The organism is Pseudomonas sp. 18058 (genome assembly GCF_902706155.1).
GTDB lineage: Bacteria > Pseudomonadota > Gammaproteobacteria > Pseudomonadales > Pseudomonadaceae > Aquipseudomonas > Aquipseudomonas rustica.
Window position 1 is genome coordinate 93,814 of record NZ_CACSJY010000007.1, and the last position, 18,266, is coordinate 112,079.

Here is an 18,266-nt window from a genome sequence, read left to right on the forward strand (position 1 = left end):
TGTCACAGCCCGGAATAGTGCGGTAACAGTTTCTCGGGGGTGAGTAATAAACAACCCTGTGGTGAAGGGATTTATCCCCTCACCACAGGGAGTAGCGTTTATCGTCCATAAATATTCCGACACACCCATTCGTTTGCCATTTCCTAGGTCGTCTGTTTGCATGCTGTACGGAATCAGCACTTGGATCATGGAGACGATCGATGAATATTTTGGTGGTGGGTGCGAGTAAAGGTTTAGGCAGAGCTTTTATAGAGGGGTTGGGCAACGCGGGAGACACGTTGATCGGCGTTTCCCGCACACGCCCCCAAGGGTTGATGGCGGGTGCCGAGCGCTCTGTACGCTGGGTTGAAGCCGGCCTGATGAACCCAGCCAAGGCTGCTCAGGAGATCGAGCATGCGGTACAGGCCGACGGGCTGGATACGCTGATTTACAACCTCGGCATCTGGGAAGAGTTTGCCTTCGACAGCGCGTACGACTTTGTCGAAAGCGCAGACGACGAAGTGCAGGCCATCGTCAACTGCAACATCACCTCAACCATTTTGCTGATCAAACGTCTGCTGCCCCTTCTGCTAAAAAGTCCCCATCCCAGAATCATCCTCACCGGTTCGACCTCGGGTCTGCCACAGAGCGGGCGTCCGGAAGTCGCTTTCGGCGCATCCAAATTCGCCCTGCGCGGGATCGCCGAGACCCTGCGCGAAGGCTACAGAGAGCAGCGTCTGGCAGTGACCTGCCTGAATCTCGGCTATCTGAATACCGAAGATCTACTGAGCACACCGATTAACGTCGCGGCGCAGCGTGGTGAGGGACATTTGATTCCCGTACACGATGTCGTCGAGGTGGTGCGCATGATCCTTAGTTTGTCTTCGGCCAGCTACGTCAGGGAACTGACCTTGCCGGCGATCCTCGACGAACGTTTCTGAGCGCGTCACCCCCGATAGCACTGGCCTTTGCACGCGTGAGTACGTATAACCTCGCCGATTCGTCTACCCTCACGTAGCGCCCTCTTTCAGCTCTTCACATCTTTTTGCCGCTCATGAAACGGAGATTTCCATGCTCAAACGAACCCTGGCATTGACCGCCGGCCTGGCCCTGTCCCTTTCTAGTTTGATCGCTCAAGCCGCTGACGTTTTGCGCGTCAGCGCGATTCCCGACGAAGCACCGACCGAACTGCTGCGCAAGTTCGAACCGCTGGGTGCTTATCTGGAGCAGCAAATTGGCATGAAAGTGCAGTTTGTGCCGGTGGCCGATTACCCGGCTGTGGTTGAAGCGCTCGCTACCGATCGCCTCGATATGGCCTGGCTGGGCGGTTTCACCTTCGTTCAGGCACGTCTGAAGACCGACGCCACCACGCCGGTGATCCCGTTGGTGCAGCGTGAACAGGATGCGCAGTTCACCAGTAAATTCATCACCGCTGACCCTAACGTGCACAGCCTCGCCGACCTGAAAGGCAAGACCTTCGCCTTCGGTTCGGTGTCTTCGACCTCCGGCAGCCTGATGCCACGTTACTTCATGCTGAAAAACGACGGCATCAAGCCGGAAGCGTATTTCAGCCGCGTTGCCTACTCCGGCGCTCACGACGCCACCGTGGCCTGGGTGCAGGCCGGCAAGGTTGACGCCGGTGTGTTGAACGCCAGCGTCTGGCAAAAACTGGTAGACGCCGGCAAGGTCGACACCAACAAGGTAAAAGTCTTCGCCACCACCCCGACCTACTTCGATTACAACTGGACCGTGCGCGGCACCCTTGATCCAGCACTCGCGGCGAAGATCAAAAAAGCCTTCCTTGATCTCGACCCGGCCAACCCTGAGCAGAAGAAAATTCTGGATCTGCAAGCCGCCAGCCGCTTCATCGACACCAAGCTTGAAAACTACAAGGGCATCGAGGAAGCCGCCCGCGCCGCCGAACTGCTGAAATGACCTTAAGCCTCAAACAGGGCAGCCTGCGCCACGCCAATGGCGTCGATGCCCTGCGCGGTATCGACTTGCAGATTGGCGTTGGCGAACAGGTTGCGATCATCGGCCCGTCCGGGGCTGGCAAGTCGAGTCTGCTTAATCTGCTGGCCACCGCGTTGCGGCCCAGCAGCGGTGAAATCGAAGTACTTGGCGAGCGCGCCTGGCACTTGTCTGCCCGCCTGCGTCAACGCCTGCGTGCACGCATCGGCCTGGTGCATCAGGCACCGCCGTTGCCGCCGCGTCAGCGCGTGGTCACGGCGGTACTGGCCGGCAAGCTCGGTCAGTGGAGTCTGGGCAAAAGTCTGTTGAACCTGCTGCATCCGCTGGATGTAGCGGGCGCGCGCGCAGCATTGGCGCGACTGGATCTGGGCGACAAGCTGTTTGCCTATTGCCAACAATTGTCTGGCGGTCAGTTACAACGCGTCGGCATTGCTCGTGTGCTGTATCAAGCGCCAGAGATTTTGCTGGCCGATGAACCGGTGTCGGCGATGGATCCGGTGATGGCCGGGCATACCCTGTCGATCCTTTCGCGCCATGCCCGTGAGCACAACGTCACACTGATCGCGAGCCTGCATGCGGTCGATCTGGCGTTATCGCATTTCCCTCGGATAATCGGTTTGCGCGAAGGGCAGATTCTGTTCGACAGCCCGTCCGATCAAGTCAGCCCGGACATGCTCGACGCGCTGTACGCCAACGAAAAGCTGCAATCGCCGACCGCTGTAGCGGTGCCTTTGACTGTGCAGATTCCACGATGCTGAAAGCCGATTCACGCGATCCCGCTGCATGGCCACGGTTGCTACTGAGCTTGCTGGCCATTGCTTTGCTGTGGCCGGGGATTCAGTTGAGTGAACTGGATCTAAGTGTGCTGTTGCCCGGCAGCCAAAATGAAATGGGCCAGTTTGTCGCGCAATTCTGGCCGCCGGCGCACGACGAAGCCTTTCTGCAAATCTTGCTTAAAGCCACCCTGCAAACCCTGGCCATTGCCACTGCCGGTATGGCTTTGGCGTTGCTGCTGGCGGTACCTGCCGGTTTGATTGCCAGTCGCGCCCTGTCACTGTCCGCCGCCTCTCGCGGTGGCGTGCCGAGTCGTTTAGGACGTTTGCTGCGCTGGCCGGTTCGCGGGCTGCTGATTTTCCTGCGCAGCGTGCCGGAGATTGTCTGGGCACTGCTGTTCGTGCGTGCGGTCGGCCTCGGCCCGGCAGCGGGCGTGCTGGCGATTGCCATTACCTACAGCGGCATGCTCGGCAAGGTCTACGCGGAGATCTTCGAATCCACCGACCAACGCCCGGCGCATGCGTTGTTGCAGGCTGGCAGCGGCCGACTGGCGGCTTTCGCTTACGGCACGCTGCCCAATGTCGGCGCGGAATTGCTCTCGTACACCGTGTATCGCTGGGAATGCGCGATCCGTGCTTCGGTGGTGATGGGGTTCGTCGGCGCGGGGGGCCTGGGTCAGCAAATCGACCTGTCGATCCGCATGTTCGCTGGCGGTGAAGTCGCCAGCATGTTGCTGACGTTCCTGCTGCTGGTGCTGGCCGCCGATCAACTCAGCCGCTTGCTGCGCTGGAGGCTGGCATGAATCGCCTGATCAATTTGCTGCTGATCGCCGCTATCGGGGTTGCAGTGATTGCGTCCTTCGCCTATCTGGGTCTGGATCTCGGCGAACTGGGCAGCGCCACCAGCCTGAAGCAGATGGGCGCTTACGTGCAGCGTTTTCTCAGCCCGGATTTGAGCGCTGACTACCTGAAAGCGATCTTCCACGGTTCGATGGAAACCCTGGCCATGTCCGCTGTCGGCACGCTATTGGCGGCAGTTGTTGGCATTGTTCTGGCGCTGCCGGCGGCGGGACGTTTCGGCTGGCCGCTGCAAAGCGTTGCGCGCCTGCTGCTGAATGCCTTGCGGGCGATTCCGGAACTGGTCTGGGCGGCGCTGATGGTGCTCGCTGCCGGCCTTGGCCCGAATGCCGGCGCCCTCGCCCTCGCCTTACACACCACGGGAGTACTCGGCCGGTTGTTCGCCGAAGCGCTGGAAAACACGCCGCCGCAACCCGCCGAGGCCATCCGTTTGCAGGGCGGCAACCCGATTCTCGCCTTCTGCTACGGCACCCTGCCCAATCTGGCGCCGCAACTGCTCGCCTACATCCTCTATCGCTGGGAAAACAACATTCGCATGGCCAGTGTGCTGGGTTTTGTCGGTGCTGGCGGTCTCGGCCAGATGCTCTACGTGAGCCTCAGCCTGTTTCAGGAAGCGCAGGCCAGCACGGTGATTCTGGCGATGCTGGTACTGGTGTTCCTAGTGGACTGGTTGAGTGCCTGGAGTCGCCAGCGCTGGGTCAAGGCGTAAACGGCGATGCTGGCGAGTGGATATCTGCCAGAAGCTGATTATGCTTCAGGAAAGCGTGCACAACTGCCCGACGGCAAACTGTGCACGCTTTACGCATCAGCGCTTCAGGCATCTGCCACAAGGCCAGGGTGAGATAAGCGGTATTGGGGGACTCCGGCCTACAACAATAAGCACGACGGAGAACACCCATGGCCACGACTTACACAACATCCACCGGCAGTCCACCGCGCAGCGGCGGCATCACCAAGGAGGAACGCAAAGTCATCTTTGCCTCCTCACTGGGCACGGTTTTCGAGTGGTACGATTTTTACCTCTACGGTTCACTGGCGGCGATCATCGCCAAGCACTTCTTTGCCGGTGTCAACGAAACCACTGCGTTCATCTTTGCCCTGCTGGCGTTTGCGGCAGGCTTCGCGGTGCGGCCGTTCGGCGCGATTGTGTTCGGCCGGCTCGGCGACATGATCGGGCGCAAACATACGTTTCTGATCACCATCGTCATCATGGGCGTCTCGACTGCGATTGTCGGTTTGCTGCCCGGTTACGCAACCATTGGCGTCGCTGCACCGGTGATTCTGATTACCCTTCGACTGCTGCAAGGACTGGCACTGGGCGGTGAATACGGCGGCGCGGCGACTTACGTGGCCGAACACGCGCCACGCAATAGACGCGGTTTCTTCACCTCGTGGATTCAAACCACCGCGACCCTCGGCCTGTTTCTGTCGCTGCTGGTGATACTCGCCTGCCGCACCGCGCTGGGCACTGAAGCGTTCGAAGAGTGGGGCTGGCGGATTCCGTTTCTGCTGTCGATCCTGCTGCTGATCGTCTCGGTGTACATCCGCCTGCAACTGAGCGAGTCGCCGGTGTTCCAGAAAATGAAGGACGAAGGCAAAGCGTCGAAAGCGCCGCTGACTGAATCATTCGCCCGTTGGGACAACCTCAAAGTGGTGATCATGTCGTTGCTCGGCGGCACGGCCGGGCAAGCGGTGGTCTGGTACACCGGGCAATTTTATGCGCTGTTTTTTCTGTTGCAGACGCTGAAGATCGATCCGCAAACCGCCAACCTGCTGATCGCCGGTTCGCTGCTGATCGGTACGCCGTTTTTCGTGATTTTCGGCAGCCTGTCCGACCGCATCGGGCGCAAGCCGATCATCATGGTCGGCTGCATTCTGGCGGCGCTGACCTACTTTCCGATCTTTCATGCGCTGACCCAGTACGGCAACCCTGATGTGTTCATCGCTCAGGAGAAAAACCCGGTCAAGGTGATCGCCAACCCCGACCAGTGTTCGTTCCAGTTCGATCCGGTGGGCAAGGCCAAATTCACCAGTTCCTGTGACCTGGCCAAGACGCTGTTGGCAAAACGGGCGATTCCGTATGAGAACGTCACCGCCGAACCGGGCACCGTGGCGCAAGTGCGTATTGGCGACAAAGTCGTCGAGAGTTTCGACGGCAGCGCCCTGCCCGCCGCCGACTTCAAAACTCGCAATGATGCGTTCACCGCGACCCTTGGCGCTGCGCTGAAAGAAGCCGGTTATCCAGAGAAAGCCGACCCGGCAAAAACCAATTACCCGATGGTGCTACTGTTGCTGACCATTTTGGTGATCTACGTGACCATGGTTTACGGGCCGATCGCGGCGTGGCTGGTGGAGCTGTTCCCGACGCGCATTCGCTACACCTCGATGTCGCTGCCATATCACATCGGTAACGGCTGGTTTGGCGGGTTCCTGCCAACGGTGGCCTTCGCGATGGTCGCGGCCACCGGGGATATCTATTACGGCTTGTGGTACCCGATCGTGATTGCAGTGATGACGGCGATACTGGGTACGTTCTTCCTGCCGGAAACCAAGGATCGCGACATCCTCAAGGATTGAATCGGGTGTACTTGATTTGGGTGGTTGTCCGGTGACGGTGATGTTGACCGAACTGGCCATTTCGCGAGCAAGCCCGCTCCCACATTTGACCGTATTCGTGAGATCGAACTCGGTCAAATGTGGGAGCGGGCTTGCTCGCGAAAGGCTTTTCAGAACGGGCCCTGGGTGACCACGCGGGTGTCGATGATCTGCTGCAATGCTTGAATTCGCTGCTGATAAACGTCGGTGAGGCATTTCACATCAGCGGCGCATTTGCCACGGGTTTTCAGCCACGCCTGTTGCTCGTCAATCAAGGCACCACGGCCGCCCATCGGCAGAAACCGGCGATCCAGTTTGTAGAGCAGCGCCATGCTCACGTCCATGTCGTTAAGCGCACGGTTGGCGCACACCGCTTTTTCATCGGCAGCTTTGGCCCTTTCGCAGTCGAAACTGGCGGCGTAAGCAGCCTGGCCGATGATCAGGGCAGACAAGCCGAACACGGTTGAAAGTAGAGTTTTGTTGCGCATGGGTTGGGTCATCCAGACAGCGATTGATCCCTCTTGGGCTAATGCATGAGCGCAAAGTTTCTGAACGCCTGCCAAACCACCGCCTCCAATGTTTACACCACTGGAGGTCAACACCATGAACAGCAACGACGACAAAACCCCGAATGCCCCACCTACCGACACATCCGGCAAACCGGTGAACGTGGTCGAGCGTGATCTTGAAGACCACGATGACGACACCAAAGGTGTGGATGAGGTGATTACACCTTCGTCTACCCGGGTGAAAGAGCAGGATGCCGAGACGCTGCAGCGCAAGGTCGATGAGATTGAGCGCAAAGTGGCGGATGGCAACTGAGGTGGGTTGTCTGCGAGATTTACCCCCTCACCCCAGCCCTCTCCCCCAAGGGGTAGAGGGGGAAAGGGAGCCGAACTCTATGCCCTTCAAGACCCGAGTTCGGCTCGATATTTCAGGTCGACACAACTTGATCCAGCAGCTCGGTCAGTCCCCTCTCCCTCCGGGAGAGGGTTAGGGTGAGGGCTTTTTCGTCGTATTCAGCTTCACAGCCGCCCGAATCAACGCCATCAACCCTTTTTCATCAAGCTCATCACCCTCGTGAATATCAATCGCGCGCCGCACATTTCCTTCCAGGCTGGCGTTGAACAATCCCGCCGGATCTTCCAGCGCAGCGCCCTTGGCGAAGGTCATTTTCACCGCCGCTTTATACGTTTCACCCGTACAGATAATCCCGTCGTGATACCAAGTCGGCACACCGCGCCATTTCCACGCTTCGACCACGTCCGGATCAGCCTTGTGCATGATCGCGCGAACCTTCGCCAGGGTTTCGCCGCGCCAATCGTTCAGCTCCTGGATACGCTGATTGATCAGCACCGACGCTGCCTCTGCGCCCTCTTCTGGCTTGCCGTTCTTCATCTCCGACCCTCCGCGAATTTGCGTGGAAGGACTTTAGACGCCGTATTTCACCCTGGCCAGTTTCGTAAGCACTGACTGTGGCGAGGGGATTTATCCCCGTTGGAGTGCGCAGCGCTCCCAGCTTTTAAAAGAGGGGCCGCTGCGCGACCCAACGGGGATAAATCCCCTCGCCACAGAGTTCTCCATCAAATGCAAATACCCGCTTGAGCTACGGTTTTAACGAAATTTTCATACTCCCCCGCCTATCATTCCGCACCTCGTTGGGGAGTAGCCTGTTTCCGTGCACTGCGGAAGCGTTCGTATCAACATTCTCGGCAACATGCCGTGGTGCGAACACCTTTTGGTTGGTGAGACCGACGACACATCCATGCCTAAAGTCGGGCGTGTGGTTGTGTCGTTGACTCATAGCCCGACTGGAAGTATTCCCGTGAATCCTGTTTCCCTCATCTTCCTTGCGCTGGCCATGTCCACGGATGCGTTTGCAGCCGCCATCGGCAAGGGCTCCAGCCTGCATAAACCGCGTCTCACGGAAGCCCTGCGCACCGGTCTGATCTTCGGCGTGATCGAAGCCATCACCCCCATTATCGGCTGGCTGATCGGCCAGGCCGCGAGCCAATGGGTTGCCGAATGGGATCACTGGATCGCCTTCACCCTGCTGGTGGTTCTCGGCCTGCACATGATCTACAACGGTCTGAAGCATGAAGAAGAGGAAGATGAAAAACCGGGTTCGCACTCCTTCCTGATTCTCGCCGTCACCGCGTTTGCCACCAGCATCGACGCCCTCGCCGTGGGCGTTGGCCTGGCGTTTGTCGACGTAAACATCTGGGTGGCTGCGGCGGCGATCGGTCTGGCGACCATGACCATGGTGACCATCGGCGTCATGCTCGGCCGGGTGTTGGGCTCTATGGTTGGCAAACGTGCTGAAATCGTTGGCGGTGTGGTGCTGATGATCGTCGGTGCGACGATTTTGTATGAGCATCTCGCGGTCTGAGATTAGCCGTTAGACAGCGCCGTCAGTGCCAACGCGTTGCCTAGCGCGGCCCCGCTGGCGGTATTGTCGAAAATGCACCAGGTCGTCGCGCCATGCGCATCGGCGGCCTGCAATACGCTAGCGAGGCTCTCTAAACAGGAGTCATCGTAGGCACTGTGGTAAATGCGCGGCGAACCGTGCAGGCGCCAATACCGCGTCCCTTGCCAGCCAACCGCGGAAGAATCACTGCTGATGCGCGACGGATCGACCACAGCCTGAGCGATCCGGTAAGCGATCAACAATGATTCGGCAGCCACCCATGACTCATGACGCGGCTCCAGCACCACGTCGCCGTCGAAGCGCTGGCGCAACGCATTGAAAAACGCTTCGGCACTGACCGCATCAAATGCCAGTGACGGCGGCAATTGCAGCAACAAACATCCCAAGCGATCAGCCAAACCGCTGCACTGCGCCAGGAATTCCTCGAGTTCTTCGTCGCAATCCAACAATCGGCGTTCATGGCTGATCTGCTTGGGCATTTTTACCGAAAAGCGAAACCCTTCCGGCACCGAATCCGCCCAACGTTCATAGGTTGAGCGGCGATGTGGGCGGTAAAACGAGCTGTTGATTTCCGCACAGTTGAGCCGCGCCGCATAGCGTTGCAAATGCGTGCCCTCCTCCGCAAATGCCGGCCAATGCTCACGCCCGAGACTCCAGCCGGCACACCCAATGAAAATCAAACATCACCTCCTACCACGACACTCCAATGTAGGAGCTGCCGCAGGCTGCGATCTTTTGATCTTATAAACAACGTCAAAAGATCGCAGCCTTCGGCAGCTCCTACAGGGGGACGTTATTTTTTGCTGGGGAGAACTGAGCTCAAAACCTGCTTGGCGGTTTGCACAAGTATCCCCGCCTCGTCCGGATCGCCCTTGAGCAACGTCGTGGCGAATTTCTTCGCCTGTTCGAGTTTGATGTGCGGCGGCAGCGGCGCCACGTTCGGGTCGGTTTTGAACTCGATGAGCACCGGCACATCGGAAGCAAAAGCCTGTTCCCATGCGCCCGCTACGTCCTCTTCGCGATCAACGAAAATCCCTTTCAGGCCGATGGAAATCGCGAACAGGTGATACGGCACATCGGGAATGTTCTGCGACGCCTCGAACTTCGGATCGCCCTCCATCACCCGCTGTTCCCACGTCACCTGATTGAGATCTTCGTTGTTGAACACCGCGCAGATCCATTTCGGGCTCTTCCACTGCCGCCAGTATTTGGCGACGGTGATCAGCTCGGCCATGTTGTTCATCTGCATCGCACCGTCGCCCACCAGCGCAATCACCGAGCGTTCGGGATAGGCGAATTTAGCCGCAATCGCATAAGGCACAGCGGCGCCCATCGAGGCCAGCCCGCCGGACAACGAACACATCATGCCGCGACGGATTTTCAGGTCGCGCGCAAACCAATTGGCGCACGAACCGGAGTCGCTGGTGATGATCGCTTCATCCGGAACTCGCGGTGACAGCTCATAAACCACCCGCTGCGGATTGATCGGTTTGGCCTTGGCCATCGCGCGTTTTTCCAGGGTTTTCTCCCAACTGCCGCGCCAGCCTTCAACTTTCTTGCGCCACTTGCCCGAGGTTTTTTGTTCGAGCAACGGCAACAACGCCGCGAGGGTTTCCGCCGCGTCGCCGACCAGATTGACCTCCATCGGATAACGCAGGCTGAGCATGTCAGGCTGCAGATCGATCTGCACACCGCGCGCCTGCCCCTCTTTGGGCAGAAACTCCGAATACGGGAAACCCGAACCGATCATCAGCAAGGTGTCGCACTCGGTCATCAACTTGTAGCTGGGCTCCGTACCGAGCAAACCGATGCTGCCGGTCACCCAGGGCAAATCATCCGGAAGCACCGCTTTCCCGAGCAGCGCCTTGGCCACGCCGGCGCCAAGTTTTTCGGCGATAGCGATCACCTCATCGGTCGCCTGCAAAGCGCCGGCACCAACCAGAATCGCGACCTTCTCGCCTGCGTTCAAAACGTCTGCTGCACGCTGCAAATCTTCGTCATAGGGCAGCACTTTCGGCTTGGTGTAACCGACGCCGGAATGCGCGGTGCCGTGCGCGCGGGCCGGCGCCTGATATTCAAGATCCTGCAAATCATTGGGCAGGATCAGCGCGGTCACCCGACGTTCGCCAATCGCCGTACGCACCGCCCGGTCGAGCAAATGCCGCACCTGCGAAGGCGCCGAGGCCTGCTGCACAAACGCGCCGGCGACGTCCTTGAACATCGACACCAGATCCAGCTCTTGCTGATAGTGACTGCCCAACGCCGTGCGCGCCTGCTGCCCAACGATGGCCAGCACCGGCATGTGATCCATTCGCGCATCGTAAAGCCCGGTGATCAAATGCGAAGCCCCGGGGCCGGACGTGGCAATGCACACGCCCAGCTCGCCAGTAAATTTCGCGTGGGCCGAGGCCATGAACGCGGCCATTTCCTCATGCCGCGCCTGCACAAATTCAATCTTGCCTTTAGCTCGATCGAGCGCGCCGAACACGCCGTTGATGCCGTCGCCCGGATAACCAAAAATCCGCGTGACGCCCCATTGGCTGAGCCGCTCAACCAGAAAATCGCCTACTGTCGTTGTCATCTCGATCCTCGTCTTTTCGCCGGTGTAAGGGTCTGGACAGTCGCGCGGATGGCGAAGTTTCGATTGATTACCTTGAAACGGTTTCTCGTTTACGATCCAACCATTGATCCCGCAGGCCATTCGCGAGCAAGCCCGCTCCCACATTTACAATGCATTGCAAAGTGGGAGCGGCCTTGCTCGCGAAGAGGCCAGAGCCATTCACACAAAATTTCGGCAGAGGAACACAGCATGCAAACGCCCCCACAATCCCTGCTGCTCCAACCCAACGATTGGGTACCGAACAACCCGCGCTTGCCGGTTTTAATCTACCGCCAGGCGATTGCCATCGAAGGCAGCGACCCTGCCGAGCTGTTCGAGCAAACTTTCAACGCCAATGGCTGGCCACCGCAATGGCGCTACGGGATTTACGATTATCACCACTATCACACCGAGGGCCATGAAGTGCTCGGAGTTGCCGTTGGTCATGCGCGGTTGATGCTCGGCGGGCCCAACGGACATGTCGTTGAAGTCAGCGCGGGTGACGTGGTGCTGTTGCCCGCCGGCACCGGCCATTGCAACCTGGAATCAAGCGATGACTTCCTCGTGGTCGGCGCTTATCCGCCCGGGCAGCATGCCGATATCTGCCGCGAGGCGCCGACTTCGCAGCAGTTGGAGAAGATCAAGAATCTACCGTTTCCGCAAACGGATCCGGTGCAGGGATTGCACGGCGCGGTCAGCCAGCAGTGGTCGAAGTAACGGTCAACGATGCGGATGCACCGTCATCGAAACCAGTTTGATCACGATCGGCCGCACCACGAGGATGCACAGAAACGCCACCGGCATCGCCAGCTTGTAGGCGTGCAGCGCATTACTCAGGTAGTCGTTATCAATGCCTGAATTGGCGGCGGTAATCACCAGCGACATCAGAAAAGCCATGATGGTCGCCATGTACAACGCAAACACATACGGCGTCGCTCGCGCCGAGAGCTTGCGGCGACGGACATAAACGGCTTCAGCACTGCTTCGTTGATTCATAGGGCTTTCCATCCATTGACAGGGAGCGGGCACGTTAGCAAAGCCCTCGCCCCTAAACTAGACGGCCAAATGCAGGTGCTTTATAAAGCAGAACTTACGAATCAACCCCTTCCGGCAGACCATCGATGAATCTGTTAGCGGCGATTGCCAGTTTTATCAAAGTGGTGGAATCCGGCTCTATCGTCGGCGCCGCCAAGGCGTTAGGCGTCAGTGCCGCAGCGGTCAGCCAGACCATCAATCGCCTGGAAACACACCTCGGTGTGCGCCTGTTGCAACGCACTACCCGGCGCATGGCACTCACCGAAAACGGCGCGGTGTACTACGAAAAGGTCAAGCGGATTGCGGCGGATCTGGAGTCCGCGCAAAGTTCGATCAATCGCGAAGACAGCGAACTGCAAGGTCGATTGAGCATCGCCTCGACCTCGGCGTTCGGCCGGCATGTGCTGGCGCCGCTGATTGCCGGTTTCGCCGCGCAACATCCGCGCCTGCTGATCGAGCTGTCGACCACCGACGGCAAGATCAATCACATCCAGGACGGCATCGATCTGAGCTTGCGGATCAAGCCGCAACTGGAGGACGGCATCGTCGCGCGCAAGATCGTGTCCCTGCCCTTCATCATGTGCGCCGCGCCGGCTTATTTGCAGCGCGCCGGCTGGCCGCAATCGCCTGACGATCTGCAAAACCATGCGTGCCTGGCATTTCGTTACCCCTTGGACGGACGTTTTCTGCGCTGGAGTTTTATCCGCGATGGCCAGCGTTACGACGCTGATATCAACGCGACCGCGATCAGCGACGACATCGACGCGCTGACGCAAATGGCAATCCACGGCGCCGGCATCACCCGACTGGCGGAGTTCGTCGCGGCTCCGTATCTGCAAAACGGCCAACTGCTGCCGTTGTTTGCACAACGCGACGACGCAACTCATGCGGTTGTCGAGCCCATGGAGATTTTCGCCTGCGTGCAGGAGCGCGCGGCGATGACGGCTAAAGTCAGAGCGTTTATCGAGTATTTGACCGAGCACCTGAAACAGCGCTGGCCGATGGATTTTTGATACAAGTCGAACTCGCCGAAACGCGCGGAATCAGGCACAGTCGCGCCTCGGTGATCGCTGTACATCCTTCATGGAGAACCAAAACAATAATGCTCACACCTTCACCCCAAACCTTCCGCGGCAGTTGCCTCTGCGGGACCGTCAAATACCAGATCCGCTCACGGCCAAAAGCGCTTTCGCACTGCCATTGCAGCCAATGCCGCAAAAGCCACGGCGCAGCATTTGCCAGCTACGGCAGTGTGATGCGCGGCAACCTGGAACTGTTGCAGGGCGGTGAAGACCTCAAGTCCTACCAGTCTTCAGAATCGGTGGTGCGCCAGTTCTGCTCGCACTGCGGCTCGTCGATGTTCTGGTCGCGGGCACAGGGTGAATTTGCCGAGTGGGTTTCGGTGGCACTGGGCACGCTGGATACGCACTTCACCTCGGACAATCAGAAGCACGTCGAGCTGACGTCTAAGGCGTCGTGGTACGAGATGGCGGATCAGCGGCCGAAGAGCCGCGCGTGAAGAGGTTAAACGGTGGTCGGGTTGATGCGACGGTTTCAGACGCCCGACGATCTGCTTAACTGAGTGGTTGCAGTTCTTCATTAACGGAGGCCAGCCATGAAATTCAGTCATTCACTCACCGCACTGTTGGTAGTCGCCAGCCTGTTCGGTTGCGCCTCTTCATATAAACCCGGCGCAAACGTGACGCTCACCGCCACTCGCCAGAACAGCGGTCAGATCGGCAACGTCACGCTCGCCGACTGGGGCAAGGACACCGGTTTCAGCTTCTTCATCAGCGGCGCACCCAACGGGGCTTCCCTGCCCTTGCGCCTGTACACCTTCGTCAACAAAGGCAGCTGCGCACAGCCCGGGCCCGTGGCGTATGCGATGAACGACAAGGTCAATACAGAGCGCCAACCGGTGCGTGGCTGGGCCTTCTCAAGAAGCGCGCCGGTGCAGTTGTCGACGTTGCTGGCCGGTGAGTATTACGTGGTGGTGCGCACGGCCGCGACTGATGGGAATGTCGATATTTTCTGCGGGGATATCCGCCAGTAATCAGATCTCAGCGTCTGACAGATTGCTTTCGCGAGCAGGCTCGCTCCCACATTTGATTTGGGGTGTGACCGGGCTTTGTGTTCGACAGAAATCTGTAGGAGCAAAGCTTGCTCCCACATTTGAGTTGGGTGTACACGGGCTTTGTGTTCGACAGAATATCTGTAGGAGCAAAGCTTGCTCGCGAAGGCGTCGGCACAGACAACCTCTCCATCGCCTGACACACCGCTTTCGCGAGCAAGCTCGGCTCCTACAGTTATCGGGTGGTTTGATCGGGATTTTGGGTACGGCCGAGAACCCTGTGGGAGCCGGGCTTGCCCGCGAAGGCGGCGGCAAGGTCAACATGTTCATTGCCTGACACACCGCTTTCGCCAGCAGGCTCGCTCCCACATTTGATTTGGGGCGTACACGGGCCTTTGTGTTCGACAGAAATCTGTAGGAGCAAAGCTTGCTCGCGAAGGCGTCGGCACAGACAACCTCTCCATCGCCTGACACACCGCTTTCGCGAGCAAGCTCGGCTCCTACAGGATTTGGGATGTAACCGAGATTTTGGGTGCGGCCGAGAACCCTGTGGGAGCGAGCCTGCTCGCGAAGGCGGCGGCAGGGTCAACACTGTTTGGCAGGCAGTCCGGTTTTACATGGATCACCCTTGATTGGGTATATTCCTTGTCGTGCATTCATCGATGACGAGGTCTGTTTCATGAGCAAGTCGCCTTACGTTCCGCCCAAAGTCTGGAAACACGAAGCACCGTCCGGCGGCCAGTTCGCCAGTATCAATCGCCCGACGGCCGGGCCGACTCACGACAAAACCCTGCCGGTCGGCAAGCATCCTTTGCAGTTGTATTCCCTGGCCACGCCCAACGGCGTCAAGGTCACTATCCTGCTCGAAGAGCTGCTGGCATTGGGGCACACCGCTGCCGAATACGACGCCTGGCTAATCCGCATCAACGAGGGCGACCAGTTCTCCAGCGGTTTCGTCGAGATCAACCCCAACTCGAAAATCCCCGCCCTGCTCGATCACAGCACCGAACCGCCGACTCGCGTGTTCGAATCCGGTGCGATCCTGCTCTACCTCGCGGAGAAATTCGGCGCCTTCCTGCCCAAAGACCCGGCTGGGCGCACCGAAACCCTCAACTGGCTGTTCTGGCAAATGGGCGCAGCGCCCTATCTCGGCGGCGGCTTCGGCCATTTCTACGCCTATGCGCCGGAGAAGCTCGAATACCCGATCAACCGCTTCACCATGGAAGCCAAGCGTCAGCTCGACGTGCTCGATCGGCGTCTGGCGGAAAGTCCGTATCTGGCCGGCGACAGTTACACCATCGCCGACATCGCAGTGTGGCCGTGGTACGGCCAACTGGTGCGCAACAACGTTTATTCAGCGGCGGAGTTTCTCGCGGCGCAGGAATACACCCACGTGCAGCGCTGGGCCGAAGAGATCGCCAATCGTCCTGCGGTGATTCGTGGCCTGCGGGTCAACCGCACGTGGGGAGATGAGGCAACTCAGGTGCCTGAGCGCCATCAAGCCGAAGATTTAAGCTGACCCCCTCTCCCCCTCGCTGCCGATCATAATGTTCGTTGATGGGCAGCGACTCCCCGCTTCAGCCCCCGCGTTCTCAAACGCGCCAAATGTGAAAATTTCATTAACTAACTGACTCGTACGGGTTTCTTCGAGCGATTCGATCTGCCAGACTAATGCGAATAATTCCTACACGCAGTCGCAACAGATTCGTTTTTGTATTACTTGGGGAAGCAGATTGATGTCGTTTCACACCAAAAGCCGTCGTGCAAACCGTTCACCTAACCTGTTGGCACTCGCCATCTGCATGGCCAGCATCACCAGCGTTTCAGCGGATGAAACGCCTGAAACCAAGCCGAAAGATGACGCCCCAGCCACCGTTCTGGAGCTCGGCGCCACCGAAATCGGCGCCACGCAAATGAGCAGCACCACCGAAGGTTCGGGCTCCTACACCACCGGCCCGATGCAGACCGCGACCAAATTGCCACTGACCATGCGCGAAACACCGCAAGCGGTAACCGTCATCACCCGCCAGCGCATGGACGATCAGGCCATGACCAGCGTCAACGACGTGGTCAAAGCGACGCCGGGGTTGTTCCTCAGTCAATCCAGCGGCCCGGGCCGGCAGACTTACAGCTCGCGCGGTTTTGACATCGACAACATCATGTACGACGGCCTGCCAAGTTCGTACCAACCGTTCTCGATGGCCGTGCAACCGAATCTGGCGATGTTCGACCGCGTGGAAATCATTCGCGGCGCCACCGGTCTCGTCACCGGCGCCGGCAACCCTTCGGCCGCGATCAACATGGTGCGCAAACGCCCGACGGCCGAGCAGCAAGTCACCCTCACCGGCGCCGCTGGCAGTTGGGATGATTATCGCGGCGAGATCGACGCCTCCAGCCCGTTGAACGAGAGCGCCACATTGCGCGGCCGCGTGGTGGGTTCCTATCAGGGCGCCGACAGTTTCCGCGACGAAGAACAAAACGATCACGGCTTGTTCTACGCCATCGGTGAAGCCGACCTGAGCGACAGCACCACCGCATCCCTGGGCTTCTCGCGTCAGAACGAGCAGACCAACTACTTCTGGGGCGGCTTGCCGCTGGGCACCGACGGACACCACCTCGACCTGCCCCGCTCGACCTATCCCGGCACCGACTGGGAAAACAAGAAGCTGCAGATCGACACCGTTTTCGGCGATATCGAGCACCGCTTCAACAACGATTGGCGCCTGCACGTCGCGGGTTCCGCCTCGACGCTGAACGGCGAATTCTCCGGCACCTATCTGTCGCGCTACAGCGGCCCGCTGGAAACCACCGCCTACCAGTCGCACAACACCGACAAACAAAGATCGATCGATGCGTTTGCCAGCGGTCCGTTTGAAGCCTTCGGCCGCACCCACGAACTGGTCGTCGGTGCGAGCAATCGCGTCTACGATGCGACCTCCAAAGAATACGACCCATACACCACCGCCTGGCCGATCGGCGCGCCGAAGCCTGATTTCGTGCGCGACAGCAAAACCCGCACCGTCACCACGCAGGACGCGGTTTACCTGACCACGCGCCTGAGCCTCGCCGACCCGCTGACGTTGATCCTCGGCAGTCGCCTCGACTGGTATGACTACGACGACCGCAGCGGCGATGGCGACTTTAAAGTCACCCGCAACCTGACCCGCTACGCCGGCCTGATCTACAAACTCGACGATCATCACTCGCTGTACGCCAGCTACACCGACATCTTCAGCCCGCAATCGTCGAAAGACCTGTCCGGCAAAGTGCTCGATCCAATTGTTGGCGAAAACTACGAAGTCGGCATCAAGGGCGAATACTTCAACGGTGCGCTCAACGCCAGCCTGGCGGTGTTCCAGATCGACCAGACCAACCGCGCCACCACCGCCGAAACGCAGTTGGGTTGCCCGGTCATGACCTGTTATCAGGCCTCGGGCAAGGTTCGCAGCCAGGGCGTCGACATGGAATTGCAAGGTGCGCTGACCGAAAACTGGCAAGTGGGCGCCGGCTACACCTACACCCGCGCTCACTACATCAAAGACGAAAACCCGGCCAACGATAATCAGCAGTTCGACACCGACACGCCGGAGCACCTGTTCAAGGTTTCGACGATGTATCGCCTGCAAGGCCCGCTGGAAAAACTCCGCGTCGGCGGCACCGTCTACTGGCAGAGCCGCATGTACAACGACGTGCCAGTCGCCAACGGCACCTATCGCGTCGAACAGGGCAGCTATGCCACCGCCGACCTGATGGCCGGTTACGAAGTCAACCAGCACCTCGATCTGCAAGTTAACGCCAACAACATCTTCGACCGCGTCTACTACTCCGCCATCGGCTCCAACACCACGTGGGGCTCCAACGACAACTACGGCGATCCGCGCAGCTACATGCTGACCGCCAAATACAAGTTCTAAAACGACCAACGGCGCCGGGATTTTCTCGGTGCCGTTGCATTTG

The 18,266-nt window shown here is 59.0% G+C and carries 19 protein-coding genes and 1 riboswitch; of the genes, 14 read left to right on the forward strand and 5 right to left on the reverse strand.

The annotated features are described in order from the left end of the window. Positions 1 to 200 precede the first annotated feature (200 nt). The 6 genes from GVL50_RS05875 to GVL50_RS05900 all read left to right on the forward strand — a co-directional run bounded on the left by GVL50_RS05875 (position 201) and on the right by GVL50_RS05900 (position 6,158). Positions 201 to 920 (forward strand): SDR family oxidoreductase, encoded by a 720-nt coding sequence (locus GVL50_RS05875; RefSeq protein WP_159812089.1) that lies wholly within the window; start codon positions 201 to 203, stop codon positions 918 to 920. A 130-nt stretch (positions 921 to 1,050) separates the two neighbouring features. Next, positions 1,051 to 1,914, forward strand: coding sequence for a putative selenate ABC transporter substrate-binding protein (locus GVL50_RS05880; protein ID WP_159812090.1), 864 nt, complete (start codon positions 1,051 to 1,053; stop codon positions 1,912 to 1,914). Then, positions 1,911 to 2,708 (forward strand): phosphonate ABC transporter ATP-binding protein, encoded by a 798-nt coding sequence (locus GVL50_RS05885; protein WP_159812091.1) that lies wholly within the window; start codon positions 1,911 to 1,913, stop codon positions 2,706 to 2,708. Before GVL50_RS05880 ends, GVL50_RS05885 begins: the two co-directional genes overlap by 4 nt. Then, positions 2,702 to 3,526, forward strand: a complete 825-nt coding sequence (locus tag GVL50_RS05890) for an ABC transporter permease (RefSeq protein ID WP_053120731.1) — start codon at positions 2,702 to 2,704, stop codon at positions 3,524 to 3,526. The genes GVL50_RS05885 and GVL50_RS05890 overlap by 7 nt, the downstream gene beginning before the upstream one ends. Beyond that, a complete protein-coding gene (gene phnE / locus GVL50_RS05895) occupies positions 3,523 to 4,290 on the forward strand; it encodes a phosphonate ABC transporter, permease protein PhnE (RefSeq protein ID WP_159812092.1) in 768 nt (255 codons plus the stop codon). Before GVL50_RS05890 ends, phnE begins: the two co-directional genes overlap by 4 nt. A 188-nt stretch (positions 4,291 to 4,478) precedes the next feature. Further along, entirely contained in the window at positions 4,479 to 6,158 is a 1,680-nt protein-coding gene (locus GVL50_RS05900; protein ID WP_159812093.1) for an MFS transporter, read from the forward strand. Between the two features lie 149 nt (positions 6,159 to 6,307). Here the strand turns inward: GVL50_RS05900 and GVL50_RS05905 are convergent, their stop codons facing one another. After that, positions 6,308 to 6,664, reverse strand: a complete 357-nt coding sequence (locus GVL50_RS05905) for a lysozyme inhibitor LprI family protein (RefSeq protein WP_159812094.1) — start codon at positions 6,662 to 6,664, stop codon at positions 6,308 to 6,310. 115 nt (positions 6,665 to 6,779) lie between these two features. On the opposite strand from GVL50_RS05905, the gene GVL50_RS05910 reads away from it, so the two are divergent. Further along, positions 6,780 to 6,998, forward strand: a complete 219-nt coding sequence (locus GVL50_RS05910; RefSeq protein WP_159812095.1) for a hypothetical protein — start codon at positions 6,780 to 6,782, stop codon at positions 6,996 to 6,998. A 171-nt stretch (positions 6,999 to 7,169) separates the two neighbouring features. Here the strand turns inward: GVL50_RS05910 and GVL50_RS05915 are convergent, their stop codons facing one another. After that, complete coding sequence (locus GVL50_RS05915) at positions 7,170 to 7,574, reverse strand: DUF1801 domain-containing protein (RefSeq protein ID WP_159812096.1); 405 nt, start codon at positions 7,572 to 7,574, stop codon at positions 7,170 to 7,172. A 250-nt stretch (positions 7,575 to 7,824) separates the two neighbouring features. Then, positions 7,825 to 7,994: riboswitch (yybP-ykoY riboswitch) on the forward strand. A gap of 7 nt (positions 7,995 to 8,001) precedes the next feature. Here GVL50_RS05915 and mntP point away from each other — a divergent pair. Continuing rightward, positions 8,002 to 8,565, forward strand: a complete 564-nt coding sequence (gene mntP / locus GVL50_RS05920) for a manganese efflux pump MntP (RefSeq protein ID WP_159812097.1) — start codon at positions 8,002 to 8,004, stop codon at positions 8,563 to 8,565. 2 nt (positions 8,566 to 8,567) lie between these two features. On the opposite strand, the gene GVL50_RS05925 is transcribed toward mntP, so the two are convergent. Continuing rightward, a complete protein-coding gene (locus tag GVL50_RS05925; protein WP_159812098.1) occupies positions 8,568 to 9,284 on the reverse strand; it encodes a DUF72 domain-containing protein in 717 nt (238 codons plus the stop codon). A gap of 113 nt (positions 9,285 to 9,397) precedes the next feature. Continuing rightward, a complete protein-coding gene (locus GVL50_RS05930; protein WP_159812099.1) occupies positions 9,398 to 11,185 on the reverse strand; it encodes a thiamine pyrophosphate-requiring protein in 1,788 nt (595 codons plus the stop codon). A 228-nt stretch (positions 11,186 to 11,413) separates the two neighbouring features. Between GVL50_RS05930 and GVL50_RS05935 the strand changes: the two genes are divergently transcribed. Beyond that, positions 11,414 to 11,920, forward strand: a complete 507-nt coding sequence (locus GVL50_RS05935) for a cupin (protein WP_159812100.1) — start codon at positions 11,414 to 11,416, stop codon at positions 11,918 to 11,920. Between the two features lie 3 nt (positions 11,921 to 11,923). Here the strand turns inward: GVL50_RS05935 and GVL50_RS05940 are convergent, their stop codons facing one another. Then, positions 11,924 to 12,199 carry a DUF2798 domain-containing protein gene (locus GVL50_RS05940; protein ID WP_159812101.1) on the reverse strand — a complete coding sequence of 92 codons (276 nt, stop codon included), beginning with the start codon at positions 12,197 to 12,199 and terminating at the stop codon, positions 11,924 to 11,926. Positions 12,200 to 12,324: 125 nt separating this feature from the next. Here GVL50_RS05940 and GVL50_RS05945 point away from each other — a divergent pair, with 125 nt between their 5' ends. From GVL50_RS05945 to GVL50_RS05965, 5 genes are all read left to right on the forward strand, one after another. Further along, the gene (locus GVL50_RS05945) at positions 12,325 to 13,251 is read left to right on the forward strand and encodes a LysR family transcriptional regulator (protein ID WP_159812102.1); all 927 of its coding nucleotides are present in this window, start codon (positions 12,325 to 12,327) and stop codon (positions 13,249 to 13,251) included. Between the two features lie 89 nt (positions 13,252 to 13,340). Further along, the gene (locus tag GVL50_RS05950) at positions 13,341 to 13,757 is read left to right on the forward strand and encodes a GFA family protein (protein WP_053120758.1); all 417 of its coding nucleotides are present in this window, start codon (positions 13,341 to 13,343) and stop codon (positions 13,755 to 13,757) included. Positions 13,758 to 13,853: 96 nt separating this feature from the next. Next, positions 13,854 to 14,291 (forward strand): hypothetical protein, encoded by a 438-nt coding sequence (locus GVL50_RS05955; RefSeq protein ID WP_159812103.1) that lies wholly within the window; start codon positions 13,854 to 13,856, stop codon positions 14,289 to 14,291. Positions 14,292 to 14,988: 697 nt separating this feature from the next. Further along, positions 14,989 to 15,828: a glutathione-dependent disulfide-bond oxidoreductase gene (gene yghU / locus GVL50_RS05960; RefSeq protein ID WP_159812104.1), complete on the forward strand. Its 840-nt coding sequence runs from the start codon at positions 14,989 to 14,991 to the stop codon at positions 15,826 to 15,828. A gap of 217 nt (positions 15,829 to 16,045) precedes the next feature. Continuing rightward, positions 16,046 to 18,223, forward strand: a complete 2,178-nt coding sequence (locus GVL50_RS05965; RefSeq protein WP_159812105.1) for a TonB-dependent siderophore receptor — start codon at positions 16,046 to 16,048, stop codon at positions 18,221 to 18,223. Positions 18,224 to 18,266 lie beyond the last annotated feature (43 nt).

What these genes read in the sequence shown, in the direction of transcription:
- GVL50_RS05880 (WP_159812090.1), top strand. Translation starts at nt 1,051, where the DNA reads ATGCTCAAACGAACCCTGGCATTGACCGCCGGCCTGGCCCTGTCCCTT.
- yghU (WP_159812104.1), top strand. Translation starts at nt 14,989, where the DNA reads ATGAGCAAGTCGCCTTACGTTCCGCCCAAAGTCTGGAAACACGAAGCA.
- GVL50_RS05935 (WP_159812100.1), top strand. Translation starts at nt 11,414, where the DNA reads ATGCAAACGCCCCCACAATCCCTGCTGCTCCAACCCAACGATTGGGTA.
- GVL50_RS05875 (WP_159812089.1), top strand. Translation starts at nt 201, where the DNA reads ATGAATATTTTGGTGGTGGGTGCGAGTAAAGGTTTAGGCAGAGCTTTT.
- GVL50_RS05955 (WP_159812103.1), top strand. Translation starts at nt 13,854, where the DNA reads ATGAAATTCAGTCATTCACTCACCGCACTGTTGGTAGTCGCCAGCCTG.
- GVL50_RS05905 (WP_159812094.1), bottom strand. Translation starts at nt 6,664, where the DNA reads ATGCGCAACAAAACTCTACTTTCAACCGTGTTCGGCTTGTCTGCCCTG.
- GVL50_RS05930 (WP_159812099.1), bottom strand. Translation starts at nt 11,185, where the DNA reads ATGACAACGACAGTAGGCGATTTTCTGGTTGAGCGGCTCAGCCAATGG.
- GVL50_RS05885 (WP_159812091.1), top strand. Translation starts at nt 1,911, where the DNA reads ATGACCTTAAGCCTCAAACAGGGCAGCCTGCGCCACGCCAATGGCGTC.
- GVL50_RS05900 (WP_159812093.1), top strand. Translation starts at nt 4,479, where the DNA reads ATGGCCACGACTTACACAACATCCACCGGCAGTCCACCGCGCAGCGGC.
- GVL50_RS05965 (WP_159812105.1), top strand. Translation starts at nt 16,046, where the DNA reads ATGTCGTTTCACACCAAAAGCCGTCGTGCAAACCGTTCACCTAACCTG.
- GVL50_RS05945 (WP_159812102.1), top strand. Translation starts at nt 12,325, where the DNA reads ATGAATCTGTTAGCGGCGATTGCCAGTTTTATCAAAGTGGTGGAATCC.
- GVL50_RS05950 (WP_053120758.1), top strand. Translation starts at nt 13,341, where the DNA reads ATGCTCACACCTTCACCCCAAACCTTCCGCGGCAGTTGCCTCTGCGGG.
- GVL50_RS05915 (WP_159812096.1), bottom strand. Translation starts at nt 7,574, where the DNA reads ATGAAGAACGGCAAGCCAGAAGAGGGCGCAGAGGCAGCGTCGGTGCTG.
- GVL50_RS05890 (WP_053120731.1), top strand. Translation starts at nt 2,702, where the DNA reads ATGCTGAAAGCCGATTCACGCGATCCCGCTGCATGGCCACGGTTGCTA.
- GVL50_RS05940 (WP_159812101.1), bottom strand. Translation starts at nt 12,199, where the DNA reads ATGAATCAACGAAGCAGTGCTGAAGCCGTTTATGTCCGTCGCCGCAAG.
- GVL50_RS05910 (WP_159812095.1), top strand. Translation starts at nt 6,780, where the DNA reads ATGAACAGCAACGACGACAAAACCCCGAATGCCCCACCTACCGACACA.
- phnE (WP_159812092.1), top strand. Translation starts at nt 3,523, where the DNA reads ATGAATCGCCTGATCAATTTGCTGCTGATCGCCGCTATCGGGGTTGCA.